The 11799-nt window shown below is 69.3% G+C and carries 12 protein-coding genes and 1 pseudogene; 8 read left to right on the top strand and 5 right to left on the bottom strand.

Features of this window, described 5'->3' with window-relative positions:
* Positions 1-335 (bottom strand): annotated as a pseudogene (locus GWK61_RS28675) (chromosomal replication initiator protein DnaA); the annotation flags it as partial.
* 475 nt (positions 336-810) lie between these two features.
* Between GWK61_RS28675 and rpmH the strand changes: the two are divergent.
* The 8 genes from rpmH to GWK61_RS28635 all read left to right on the top strand — a co-directional run bounded on the left by rpmH (position 811) and on the right by GWK61_RS28635 (position 6817).
* Positions 811-948, top strand: coding sequence for a 50S ribosomal protein L34 (rpmH, locus tag GWK61_RS28670; RefSeq protein WP_015797593.1), 138 nt, complete (start codon positions 811-813; stop codon positions 946-948).
* 28 nt (positions 949-976) lie between these two features.
* Positions 977-1327 (top strand): ribonuclease P protein component, encoded by a 351-nt coding sequence (rnpA, locus tag GWK61_RS28665; RefSeq protein WP_194913550.1) that lies wholly within the window; start codon positions 977-979, stop codon positions 1325-1327.
* A complete protein-coding gene (gene yidD / locus GWK61_RS28660) occupies positions 1324-1758 on the top strand; it encodes a membrane protein insertion efficiency factor YidD (RefSeq protein WP_194913521.1) in 435 nt (144 codons plus the stop codon). The genes rnpA and yidD overlap by 4 nt, the downstream gene beginning before the upstream one ends.
* On the top strand, positions 1755-2741 hold the full coding sequence (gene yidC, locus GWK61_RS28655) for a membrane protein insertase YidC (protein ID WP_194913516.1): 987 nt from the start codon (positions 1755-1757) through the stop codon (positions 2739-2741). The genes yidD and yidC overlap by 4 nt, the downstream gene beginning before the upstream one ends.
* A 12-nt stretch (positions 2742-2753) precedes the next feature.
* Positions 2754-3347 carry a Jag family protein gene (locus GWK61_RS28650; RefSeq protein ID WP_194913507.1) on the top strand — a complete coding sequence of 198 codons (594 nt, stop codon included), beginning with the start codon at positions 2754-2756 and terminating at the stop codon, positions 3345-3347.
* 26 nt (positions 3348-3373) lie between these two features.
* The gene (gene rsmG / locus GWK61_RS28645; RefSeq protein ID WP_194913505.1) at positions 3374-4114 is read left to right on the top strand and encodes a 16S rRNA (guanine(527)-N(7))-methyltransferase RsmG; all 741 of its coding nucleotides are present in this window, start codon (positions 3374-3376) and stop codon (positions 4112-4114) included.
* 509 nt (positions 4115-4623) lie between these two features.
* Entirely contained in the window at positions 4624-5598 is a 975-nt protein-coding gene (locus GWK61_RS28640) for a ParA family protein (RefSeq protein WP_228563095.1), read from the top strand.
* 22 nt (positions 5599-5620) lie between these two features.
* Positions 5621-6817, top strand: a complete 1197-nt coding sequence (locus GWK61_RS28635) for a ParB/RepB/Spo0J family partition protein (RefSeq protein WP_194913500.1) — start codon at positions 5621-5623, stop codon at positions 6815-6817.
* Between the two features lie 272 nt (positions 6818-7089).
* Here GWK61_RS28635 and GWK61_RS28630 read toward each other — a convergent pair whose 3' ends face one another.
* The 4 genes from GWK61_RS28630 to GWK61_RS28615 all read right to left on the bottom strand — a co-directional run bounded on the left by GWK61_RS28630 (position 7090) and on the right by GWK61_RS28615 (position 11583).
* The gene (locus GWK61_RS28630; RefSeq protein WP_194913496.1) at positions 7090-8037 is read right to left on the bottom strand and encodes a D-alanine--D-alanine ligase family protein; all 948 of its coding nucleotides are present in this window, start codon (positions 8035-8037) and stop codon (positions 7090-7092) included.
* Positions 8038-8263: 226 nt separating this feature from the next.
* Positions 8264-9577, bottom strand: coding sequence for an aminotransferase-like domain-containing protein (locus GWK61_RS28625; RefSeq protein WP_194913486.1), 1314 nt, complete (start codon positions 9575-9577; stop codon positions 8264-8266).
* Between the two features lie 255 nt (positions 9578-9832).
* The gene (locus GWK61_RS28620) at positions 9833-10585 is read right to left on the bottom strand and encodes a class I SAM-dependent methyltransferase (RefSeq protein ID WP_194913485.1); all 753 of its coding nucleotides are present in this window, start codon (positions 10583-10585) and stop codon (positions 9833-9835) included.
* Positions 10582-11583 (bottom strand): DUF371 domain-containing protein, encoded by a 1002-nt coding sequence (locus GWK61_RS28615; RefSeq protein WP_194913483.1) that lies wholly within the window; start codon positions 11581-11583, stop codon positions 10582-10584. Before GWK61_RS28615 ends, GWK61_RS28620 begins: the two co-directional genes overlap by 4 nt.
* Positions 11584-11799 lie beyond the last annotated feature (216 nt).

The following is an 11799-nucleotide window of genomic DNA, read 5'->3' as shown; positions in this document are numbered from 1 at the left end:
GGGCTGGGGGACGCCGGGGCCGGTGTGTTCTCCATCGCCCTGTCGACGAACAGGCTGAACTTGATGTCCGGGCCGAACATGGCGGCCAGATGGGTGGTGAGCATCGGCTCCAGCCGCTGCTCCAGGTAGTTCTTGGAGAAGTCGTCCGGCACGGCGAGCACGATCGTGTCGCCGATCACGGTCCGGGCCTCCGGGATCATGAGGAACGCCTGCTCGCTCTTGGTCAGCGAGCCGTCGGACTCGACGCGGGCGCGGAAATGGGGCCACAGCGCGGTCGCGTCACCGGGGGCGGCCGCAGGCGGCGGGACCGGGGTGTAACCTTGCGGGTCGGACACGGCCTGCGGCTCCATTCTGTGCTGTCGGCCCTACCGCGCCGACAGGTCTGCATCACGTTTCCCACAGGCTTTCCACAGGTCGTACGCAGAGGTTGTGTACAGCTGTGGATAATGCCGGGCGCGGTCGCGCCGGTCGTCGTATCTGTCGTTTTCACAGGTCCCGCGCTCGTCGGTGCGGTGCGGACCTCACAAAATGCCGCACCTCGGCATCGGCGGCGGTCCGGCCGACGGTAGCGGGTGGGCCCGGTTATCCACAAGTACGGTGGTCCTGTGGATAATAGTGTCCGAGCGGCCGGTGACGGCCGGGTCCACCTCGGGTTTGACCCTTCCGGGTGGCGGCACGTACCGTAAGCAGGTCGAGAAGTCGATTGCCGATGCCGCGCGTCTGCGCGCGTAAGCCTGTTGGCGCACTTCGGAACAGACCTGAGCAGTGACGCCGCCCTGAAGGGCGCCAACTAACAAGCGGAGCCCCCAAGTGAGCAAGCGCACCTTCCAGCCCAACAACCGCCGTCGCGCCAAGACCCACGGCTTCCGTCTGCGCATGCGGACCCGTGCCGGCCGCGCGATCCTGGCCAACCGCCGTGCCAAGGGCCGCAGCGAGCTGTCGGCCTGAGCCGCGGTTCGCTTCCTCTCCGACCGCCGTGCTCTCCTCCGCGCACCGCATGCGGAGGTCGGCGGACTTCGGCGCGGCCGTGCGCGGCGGCCGACGGGCCGGCCGAACCACGCTCGTCGCGCACCTGACGGTCCCCACCGACCCGCCGCCCTCGGCTGACTCCGCCGTGCTGGCGGGCTTCGTCGTGAGCAAGGCCGTCGGGCCGGCCGTGGTGCGCACCGCCGTCAAGCGGCGGCTGCGGCACCTGGTCCGGGCCCGGTTGGACCTGCTGCCCCCGGGATCGCGGCTGGTGGTCCGGGCGTTGCCGCCGGCGGCCGACGCGGACTGGGCCACTCTTGGCGCCGACCTCGACTCGGCCCTGCGGAAGCTGTTGCGATGAAGTACGTGTTGATGGGGCTGATCCGGCTCTACCAGATAGTCTTGAGCCCGGTCGTGAACTGGCGCGGCCCGGTGTGCAAGTTCGAGCCTTCCTGCTCCCACTACGGCTACGAGGCCGTCCGGACGCACGGGGCGATCAAGGGCGGCGGCATGACCGTGTGGCGGGTGCTGCGCTGCAATCCGTGGAGCTCGGGCGGATACGATCCAGTCAAGCCCCGCGAGCCCGAGCACACCGAGCCCGAACACACTGAGCCCGAGCACTCCGAGGGCGAGAAAGACGACCAGGCGCGGAACCTCTCGACGGACGAGACGAGTTCCCCTGGTGAGACAACACAGACTTCCGACCGGACCGAGATGGTCGGTTTGCCCGCCAGGCCGACCCACGACGCGGTCCGGCCCGACCTGATGTCCAGCCGAGGAGCGCGATCGTGATCGACACAATCCTCTCCCCGATCATCTGGGCCACCAGCTTCGTGATGATGCTGTGGCACCGGGCGTTCGGGGCGATTTTCGGCAGTGGTTCCTCGGCGTCCTGGGTGCTGTCGATCATCTTCTTGACGATCACCATCCGCGCGGCGATGATCCCGCTGTTCCGCAAGCAGATCAAGTCGATGCAGAACATGCAGCGACTCCAGCCACAGATCCAGGCCCTGCAGAAGAAGTACAAGCTCGACAAGCAGAAGCTTCAGCAGGAGATGATGAAGCTGTACAAGGACAACGGGACCTCCCCGTTCGCCTCGTGCATGCCGATCCTGCTGCAGACGCCGTTCTTCATGGGCCTGTACCGGGTGCTCAGCCACGTCTCGGCGGGCAACGCGGTCGGCGCGCTGTCCAAGACCGACTCGGTCAGCGCCCAGCACGCCAACTTCTTCGGCGCCCCGCTGTCCTTGAGTTTCCTGCACCACACGCCGTCCCAGATGCAGAACATCGGGCTCCACTCGGTGACCAACCTGCAGATCGTCGCGGTCATCATGGCGATCATCTACGCCACGTCGCAGTTCCTGACGCAGCGCATGATGATGGCCAAGAACACCAACCTGGACAACTCCGTCCCGAACCCGATGATGCAGAGCCAGAAGATCATGCTCTACGTCATGCCGTTCGGCATGCTGTTCTTCAGCCTGAACGTCCAGATCGGCGTCGTGCTCTATCTGATGACCACGAACGTGTGGACGATCGGCCAGCAGTTCTACACTCTGCGCAACTCCCCGATGCCCGGCAGCCAGGCGGAGAAGGACATGCTCGCCCGCCGCAAGGCCAAGGAGGAGCGCAAGCACCAGGAACTGGTCGCGAAGGACCCGGAGGCCGCGAAGGCGCTGGCCGGCGCGAACGGCTCGGGTGCCCAGGACAAGGTGGCGGTCTCCAGGCAGCGCCAGCAGCCGGTCCGTACCACTCGTAGCAAGCGCAAGAAGTAGAGGAGCGACGGCATGAGCGACACCACCGCGGTGACCGAGGCCGAGGCGTCCGAACTGGTCGACGCCGAGCCGGACGCCGGCGGCGAGCAGGCCGACAAGGCCGCCGAGCGGGCCCCGGAGACGTCGGCCGAGCGCATCGCCCGCCTGGAGCGCGAGGGCGACATCGCCGCGGACTACCTGGAAGGCCTGCTCGACATCGCCGACCTGGACGGCGACATCGACATGGACGTCGAGGGCGACCGCGCCTCGGTCTCCATCGTCGGCGGCAAGCTCTCCCACCTGGTGGGCTCCGAGGGCGAGGTGCTCGACGCGCTGCAGGAGCTGACGCGCCTGGCGGTGCTGCGCGAGACCGGCGAGCGGTCCCGGCTGATGCTGGACATCGACGGCCACCGCGCCACCCGCCGCTCCGAGCTCACCCGGATCGGCACCGAGGCGGCGCGCAAGGTCGCCGAGACCGGCGAGCCGGTGAAGCTGTCCGCGATGTCGCCGTTCGAGCGCAAGGTCGTGCACGACGCGGTCGCCGCGGCCGGCCTGCGCAGCGAGTCGGAGGGCGAGGAGCCCAACCGCTGTGTGGTCGTCCTGCCCTCGATGTCGCAGTCGGTCTGAGAACCGAGCTGGGACATAGTGGAGACATGCGACCTTCTTCGCCCGACCCCGCCGCTTCCGGCGGCGGCGAGCCGACCGATCTGGTCTTGGGCCCCGCCCCGGAGGCGGTGCTCTCGGTCTTCGGCGCCCGGGCGGCCGACGCCACCCGGTACGCGGAGATCCTCGCCGGTCCCGGCGTGACCCGAGGGCTCCTCGGCCCTCGGGAGGTGCCGCGCCTGTGGGAGCGGCACATCCTCAACTGCGCGGTGGTCGGCGAGCTGTTGCCCGCCGACATCCAGATCTGTGATGTCGGCTCCGGCGCCGGCCTTCCGGGCATCGTGCTGGCCCTGGCCCGCCCGGATCTGTCGGTCACTCTCCTGGAGCCGCTGCTGCGCCGCACGCTGTTCCTGGACGAGGTGATCGACCTCCTCGGCCTGGAGAACGTGCGGGTGCTCCGCGGCCGCGCCGAGGAGTTCGCCGGCAAGGAACGGTTCGACGTGGTGACCTCTCGCGCGGTGGCACCGCTGGACCGGCTGGCCGGTTGGTCGCTGCCGCTGCTGCGGGCCGACGGCGAGATGGTCGCGCTCAAGGGCGGCTCGGCCGAGGGCGAACTCGCCGAGAGCTCGGAGCTGCTCGCGAAGCTCGGCGCCACACGCTGGAGCGTGGAGACGGTCGGAGCCGGCATCGTGGAGCCGCCGACGACGGTGATCCGAGTCGGGATCGAGCAGGAGATCCAGGTTCGCGGGCCGAAGAAGCAGCGGCCGCGGAACCGGAGGCAGGGACGCTGAACCTGCGGCGCCCCGAAGCCTGAGTGCCTCGGGGGCCGGATGTTTCACGGGAAACATGGACGGCGGCGGGAGCGTCGGCTGCCGGAGTCGGCTGATGTTTCACGGGAAACAATGAGTCCCGAACGCTCCCCGAGGGTCGACCCGGGCGATGTTTCACGGGAAACCATCGAAAGAGGGCGGTGTTTCACTCCGAAACTCCGCCCTTCGTTCGTTCTCGGGGGATCGAGTACGGCAGACTGTTGGTTTGTAGCGTCTCGCTTCATGTTGAGCACAGCCTTCGCGCGTCCCATGACAGGAGTTCTTCCGTGGCCGCACCCGGCAATGAACACCGAGAGCATCAAGGGGTCGACCCGCTGCTCGCGCAGTCAGTGGTGGACAGCCTGAACGACGAGCCCTACTACCCCGCCGGGACCACCGACGTGATGGCCACGCCGCCGGTGGACCTCGAGTACGAGTCCGGACACGTTCCCGCGGGAGCCACTCCCTCTGCACCCCTTCAGGTACCGCACATGCCGTCTTCTTCCGTTCCCGCCCAGGGGCCGTCCGTCACCGACGACTCGGACACCCCGATCGCCCGCCAAGCCGCCGCCGCAATAGAAGCGTTGTCCGGTGTCACCCGACTTCCCCGGCCGGACAAGACCCGGGTGCTGGTCGTCGCCAACCAGAAGGGCGGCGTCGGCAAGACCACGACCACGGTCAACCTGGCCGCCTCGCTCGCCCAGGCCGGGGCCGACGTCCTGGTGATCGACCTCGACCCGCAGGGGAACGCCTCCACCGCGCTGTCGGTCGAGCACCACGCCGACGTGCCGTCGGTCTACGACGTCCTCATCGAGCGCTACACGATGGACGAGGTCGTGCAGCAGGTGCCTGAGATCCCCAACCTCTACTGCTGCCCGGCGACCATCGACCTGGCCGGTGCCGAGATCGAGCTCGTCTCGATGGTGGCTCGCGAGAGCCGGCTGTCGAAGGCGCTGTCCGGCTACACGAAGAAGATGGACTACATCCTCATCGACTGCCCGCCCTCGCTCGGGCTGCTGACGGTCAACGCGATGGTGGCCGGCGCCGAGGTGCTGATCCCGATCCAGTGCGAGTACTACGCGCTGGAGGGTCTGAGCCAGCTGCTGCACAACATCGAGCTGATCCGCGGGCACCTGAACCCGGATCTGCACGTGTCCACGATCCTGCTCACGATGTACGACTCGCGGACCCGGCTGTCGACCGAAGTCGCGGAGCAGGTGCGGACGCACTTCCCGAACGAGGTGCTGTCCTCGGCGATCCCGCGCTCCGTCCGGGTCTCCGAGGCGCCGTCGTACGGGCAGACCGTGATGACGTGGGACCCGGTGTCGACCGGCGCGATCGCCTATCGCGACGCCGCACGGGAGATGGCCGAGCGCGGCGCGTCCCGCGGCCCGATGGACGGCATGAACGATTTCCGGGCCGACATCGAGTACGGTGGGGCGTCCCTGCACAGCGGTGGGCAGTGAACGGCACGATGGGAGAGCAGTGGTGAGCAGTAGCCGACGAGGACTGGGCAAGGGCCTGGGCGCTCTGATCCCCACCGGTGCCCCGCCCTCCATACTGTCTGAGAAGACGAGATCCGAGTCCGCGACGACTCCGGCGCCCGGCGATGTTTCCCGTGAAACAGCGACGGACGTTTCCCGTGAAACATCGGTCGCGACCGCCCCGCACCGCACCGCGCTGGGCACTCTGCCCATCGACACCGACTACCGGTCGCACGAGGACACCGCGAGCGGGACGTACTCGGCGTCGGTCCCGGCGCCCGCGTCGAGCCGCGAGGACTTGGACGACGCCGGCCTCCCGGACGGACTGATGCCGGTCCCGGGCGCCTCGTTCGCCGAGATCCCCCAGGGCCAGATCCGCCCGAACCCGGTGCAGCCCCGCACCGAGTTCGACGAAGTCGCCCTGGCCGAGCTGGTCGCCTCGATCAAGGAAGTCGGCCTGCTGCAGCCGATCGTGGTCCGGCAGCTGTCCGAGCCCGACGGCGAGCACCGCTACGAACTCATCATGGGCGAGCGGCGCTGGCGGGCTTCACAGGAAGCCGGCCTCTCGGCCATCCCCGCCATCATCCGCGACACCCGCGACGACCGGATGCTGTTGGACGCGTTGCTGGAGAACCTCCAGCGCGCCCAGCTGAACCCGCTCGAAGAGGCCGCGGCGTACGACCAGCTCCTGAAGGACTTCGACTGCACCCACGAAGTCCTGGCCGAGAAGATCGGCAAGTCCCGCCCGCACGTGACCAACACGCTGCGGCTGCTCACTCTGACCCCGGGCATCCAGCGCCGGGTCGCGGCCGGCGTCATCACCGCCGGGCACGCCCGCGCACTGCTCGGCCTGAAGTCGGTGGAGCAGCAGGAGGAGATCGCCAAGCGCATCGTCCGCGAGAACCTGTCGGTCCGCGCGGTCGAGGAGCTGGCCGGCATGGGCCGCTGGGACGCCGCGGCGCTGGACACCGCGCTGACCGAGACGCCCGAGGACTACCTCGACTTCAGCGAGAAGCCCAAGGGCAAGCGGATCCGCTCGGGGAGCCGGATGCCGATCCTGGAGGACTTCGGCCAGCGGCTGTCCGACCGGCTCGAAACCCGGGTGAAGGTCGACATCATGCAGAAGCGCGGCCGGATCACCATCGAGTACGCCGGGATAGAGGATCTGAAGCGGATCGCGAAGGCGATCCTCGGGGAGTAGATGTTTCACGGGGCTGTGTTTGATTGAGGAGCGAGGTGACGAGGCCCGGCGGGTGACCGCCGGGCCTCTGGCATGTTTCACGGGAAACACTGTCGCGGGGAGGCGTTCCACTTCCGCACCGCGCCGGAAGACTGTGCTGCCCACCGCTCGCTCGCCGCCATCCCCCTGGCTCCTGCCGCAGCGGTGTTTCCCGTGAAACATCGGCCGCGTGGCCGTGAAACGAGCGATGTTTCACGGGAAACCACTATCGACGTTTCCCGTGAAACATCGGGCTACTCGGCGATGACCGCCTGGACCAGATCGCGGTAGAGCACGCCGAGGTCGAGGTCCGCCGCACCGGCGGCGAGCGGCAGCAGGCTGGTCTCGGTGAGGCCCGGGGCCACATTCACTTCCAGGAACCAGGGGGTCCCGTCCGCGTCGAGGATCAGGTCGGTGCGCGACACGCAGGACAGGCCGAGCGTGGTGTGCGCCTGAACGGCCAGCTGCTCGACGATGTTCGCCTCGTCAGCTGTGAGGCGGGCCGGCGCGAAGAACTCCGTGATGCCCGCGGTGTAGCGGGCGGCGTAGTCGTAGACGCCGGAGTCGGCCACGATCTCGACCGCGGGCAGGGCCTTCGGACCCGTGCCGGTGTCGACGACGGACACCGCGATCTCGCGGCCGGTGATGTGCCGCTCGATGAGCGCGGTCTCGTCGTAGGCGAAGCACGCCACCATCGCGGCCGGCAGATCCTCGCGGGTGTGGACGGCGGCGGCGCCGAGCGAGGATCCGCCGCGGGCCGGCTTCACGAACAGCGGGAGCGGGAGGGCTGAGGTCACCGCGTCGAGCACGGCCTGGGTGCCGAGGTCGCGGAACGTCGTCTTGGGGATGGCGACCCAGTCGGGGGTGGCGAGTCCGGCGGTGCGGATGACGTCCTTGGCCGAGGGCTTGTCGAAGGCGCGGCGGCAGGCGGCCGGCGACGAGCCGACGTACGGCAGGCCGAGCAGCGACAGGATGCCCTGCACCGCACCGTCTTCGCCGGTGGCTCCGTGCAGCGTCGGAAAGATGGCGTCGGGGCGGTCGGCGAGCAGCGCCGGTACGAGCGCGGCATCGATGTCGCGCACCTGTACCTCGACGCCCGCACTGCGCAGCGCGTCCGCCACACGGCGCCCGGAGCGGATCGAGACGTCGCGTTCGTGGCTGAGGCCGCCGGCCAAGACGACGACACGACCGAGGTCGCTCATTGCAATCACTGCCCTTCTCACCGGGTGTCTTCGCCCCCGATCATGCCAGTCGGCCGGAGGGATCGAGCTCGACGTTTCCCGTGAAACAGCGAGTCTGTTTCCCGTGAAACATCGTCCATCGCGAGTCTGGCCGCGCCATGTTCCACGGGAAACACGGCCTGTTTCACGCCGACGCCGAGCGATGTTTCACGGGAAACCAGACATCGGTTTCCCGTGAAACATACCGCTAAGCCAGATCGGGCCCGGGCGTGTCGACGCCGTCGCGGCTGTCCAGGGCCCGCGTCGCGTCGTGCCCGAACGCGGCGCGCAGCTCCATCTCCTCGCGTAGGACGTCCGCGAACCGACGCACGCCCTCGCGGATCCGCTCCGGCGTGGGGTAGCAGTAGGACAGTCGCAGCGAGGATGCGCCGAACCCGTCGGAGTAGAAGCCGGTGCCGGGAACGTACGCGACCCGTGCGGTGACGGCGCGGGGCAGCATCGCCTTGGAATCCAGTCCCGTCGGAAGCGTGACCCAGACGTAGAAGCCGCCTTCGGGCTTGGTCCACGTGACATCGGCGGGCATCAGCTCGGTCAGTGCCGTCAGCGTCGCGTCGCGCCGCTCCCGATACATGGACCGGAACGCCTTGATCTGCTCGCGCCACGGCTGGGTGCTCAGATAGCGGGAGACCATCATCTGGGAGAAGGCCGGCGGGCACAGGTCCGCGGCCTCGGCGGCCAGCGTCAGTTTCTCGCGGACGGCGTGCGGGGCCAGGGCCCAGCCGACGCGGAAGCCGGGGGCGAAGGTCTTCGAGAACGAGCCGAGATAGATGACGTTCTCGGTGTCGAGCGAGCGGAGCGCCGGGTAGGTCTCCCCCTCGAAGCCGAGCAGCCCGTACGGGTTGTCCTCCAGGATCAGGATCCCGGCCTCGCGGCAGATCTCGACGATCTCCGGACGCCGCTCGACGGCCATCGTCACGCCGGCCGGGTTGTGGAAGTTCGGGATCGTGTAGAGGAACTTGATGCGGCGGCCGGACGCCTGCACCGAGGCGATCGCCGCGCGCAGCGTGTCCGGCACCAGCCCCTGGTCGTCCATCGCCACGTGGACCACCTGGGCCTGGTACGAGGCGAAGACGCCGAGCGCGCCGACGTAGGACGGCCCCTCGGCCAGGATGACGTCGCCGGGATCGATGAAGATCCGGGTGACCAGGTCCAGCGCCTGTTGCGAGCCGACGGTCGCGATGACGTCGTCGGGGTGGCCCTCGATGCCCTCCAGGCGCATGATCTCGCAGATCTGCTCGCGCAGCGTCTCGTCGCCCTGCGCACCGCCGTACTGCATCGCGACCGTGCCGTTGTCGCGGATCAGCTCCTCGGCCACCGAGGCGATGGAGTCCATCGGCAGCGCCGCGAGGTTCGGCATGCCGCCGGCCAGCGAGACCACTTCGGGTCGGGAGGCCACGGCGAACAGAGCTCGGATCTCGGATGCGGTCATCCCGCGGGTCCTGGCTGCGTAACGGTCGACATACGAGTCGAGCCGGGAACCCGGACGCTGCGGGAGTTCCATATCACTCTCCTTGGAGTCGGAAGGGCCGATGCCTGTTCATCAAGTCAAGCAGGCACAGCCATCTTCTCGGCGGCTTATCCGCCTTTTCGGTGTGGTGTGACAGGACTAACATCCCCTTCGCGGACCGCCGCGGGGGCGGTCCGGGACTGTCTTCCACCAGCCTTGCGGGCGGTGCGGAGGCAGCAGGATGGGAGTCGGTCGATGAGCAGGCGGATCGTCCCGGGGCTCGGCGGTCGGCCGGCAGCCCGGGGCTCGCTACACGTCGCGCTGTGGTTCCTCGGGGGCGTCGCCGCCGGGTTCGGCGGCGGTGTGCTGCGGCCCCACCGGGTCACGTGGGTCGACCGCGATCGCTCGGAGGTGCAGGACGGTCTCCGTCGCCCCCGACCCCAGCCGCCGCGCCCACGACGAGCTGATGGTGTCCAGATCAGTGTGGGGCACCAGCCGGACGTCGGCCACCTCCCAGCCGAAAGTGGCCAGCCGATCGGCTAGACCCGTCGAGTCGACGGTCTCCGGGGTCAGCTCGGGGAGGTCGCGGATCTCCAGCGGGATCGGGTCCCGCCAGATGCTGGTGCCGATGGAGATCTCCAGCGGTGCGCCGGCCTTGGCCACCGAACGCAGGCCGGACAGGACGTCGTCCTCGCCGAGGACGACGCCGCGCAACAGCTTGCCCCAGGGCATGAGCACCGTGACCTCGTCGGCCACGCCGTGCAGCGTGGACGGGACCGTCTCGATCGCCGAATTGACCAGCACCAGGTTCGGGGCTCCGCCCTTGGCCGGTTTGCGGGCCGCGCGCACGGCGGTCTCGGTCATGCGCTGCCAGGCCGGGTCGACCCCGACCACGAGCCACTCCGGATGCGCGATCGCCTGCCGGTAGGCGGTGCGTGCGTCGCCGGTGCCGACGTCGACGAGCACCCGCTCGGCGGCGGCCTGGATCCCGGCCCACTCGGCGGGATCGAGGTCGGTGAGCTTCTTGCCGGCGAGGACCTTGAGGGTGGCGGTGCGGGTCATGTCTGGTCCTGCTCGGTGAGAAGTGCGTAGAGCCGTTTGCGGGTGAGGCCGAAGGGGGCCAGGGCCTCGGTCAGGGTTCGGGGCGCGATGCCGGCGTCGGTGAGGACGCGGGCCACGGCCGTGAGGTCGACGAGTTCGGCGTCGGAGGCCGCCGGGCCGACGACGGTCAGAACGCCCGGGGTCTCGACGGCGGCGGCCGGCGTCGAGCGCGTCATCGCCGTGCCGATGTCGAGCTCTGAGACGTCCTCGATCCAGATGTCCCGCCCGGCGAACACCGAGGCGTCGGTGACCGGTGGCATGTGGAACACGGCGGGCGTCAGAGGGAGCGCGGAGAGGCGCTGAGGGCTTCCCAAGTATGCGTACGGGTCGGGAGCCTGGCCGGCGGCCAGCAGTGCCTCCAGAGGCTTGTACGGGGTCGAGACGACGACGCGGCCCCCGGCGGCTGTCACTCGTTCGAGTACTGCGTTGGCCGCGGCGACTTCTTTGGGCGGTGCGTCGGGGGCGATGGTGAGCGACAGGGAGTCCCGGGTGTCGAAGTCCTTCAAGGACGGCAGATGAGTCCGCGCGCCGAAATCCACGCGAAGCAGGGGACGGCTCGGTCCGAGTTCTTCGACGGTGAGGGTGACCTCGCGCCCCGGATCGGTGAGCGCGGTGGCGAACTCCTCCGGAAGGTCGGCGGCGGTCAGCGTGGAGTCGACGGCCAACGTGTCGGCGTCGAGCGTGCCGCTGCGACGGATGACCGCGCGGTCGGTGAGGGCACGGCGCGGGTTCAGCGTGGCCTCACCGGTGAGCGCGGCCAGTCCCGGGGTCGCCAGGGTCAGCCGGACGCGGCCGCGCAGCGCGGCCAGGTTCGGGTCCAGCACGGTGCCGACCGCGAGCACGCACGTCGCACGCGGCGTGATGGCCGGCTCCGCGGTCAGCTCGAAGGTCTTCGCGTGGGTCGCCCGGATCGCCGGGTGGCCGCGGCCGACGAGGACGGCTTGGTGGGGATGGGGCACGGTTCCAGGGTAGGGGCGCGATCGCGGGGCGGCCCGCGGCGAGGGGACGGCGGGGCGTGGTTTCCCGTGAAACATCGCCTCAGGGACGGCTGTGGCCCGAGCGCCGTTTCCCGTGAAACATTGCCGCACGGACCCCCGTGGATCGGGCGCGGTTTCCCGTGAAACATCGCGGCAGGGACCGCCGTGGACCGAGCATCGTTTCCCGTGAAACATCGC

Origin of the sequence: Catenulispora rubra (genome assembly GCF_015356825.1) — a bacterium.
Classification (GTDB): domain Bacteria; phylum Actinomycetota; class Actinomycetes; order Streptomycetales; family Catenulisporaceae; genus Catenulispora; species Catenulispora rubra.
This window is presented reverse-complemented; position numbering and strand designations above follow the sequence as displayed.

Excerpts from the sequence above, each read along its gene's own strand:
- yidD (WP_194913521.1), top strand. The coding sequence starts at position 1,324 with ATGAAGTACGTGTTGATGGGGCTGATCCGGCTCTACCAGATAGTCTTG.
- GWK61_RS28650 (WP_194913507.1), top strand. The coding sequence starts at position 2,754 with ATGAGCGACACCACCGCGGTGACCGAGGCCGAGGCGTCCGAACTGGTC.
- rsmG (WP_194913505.1), top strand. The coding sequence starts at position 3,374 with ATGCGACCTTCTTCGCCCGACCCCGCCGCTTCCGGCGGCGGCGAGCCG.
- GWK61_RS28640 (WP_228563095.1), top strand. The coding sequence starts at position 4,624 with ATGCCGTCTTCTTCCGTTCCCGCCCAGGGGCCGTCCGTCACCGACGAC.
- GWK61_RS28630 (WP_194913496.1), bottom strand. The coding sequence starts at position 8,037 with ATGAGCGACCTCGGTCGTGTCGTCGTCTTGGCCGGCGGCCTCAGCCAC.
- GWK61_RS28625 (WP_194913486.1), bottom strand. The coding sequence starts at position 9,577 with ATGGAACTCCCGCAGCGTCCGGGTTCCCGGCTCGACTCGTATGTCGAC.
- GWK61_RS28620 (WP_194913485.1), bottom strand. The coding sequence starts at position 10,585 with ATGACCCGCACCGCCACCCTCAAGGTCCTCGCCGGCAAGAAGCTCACC.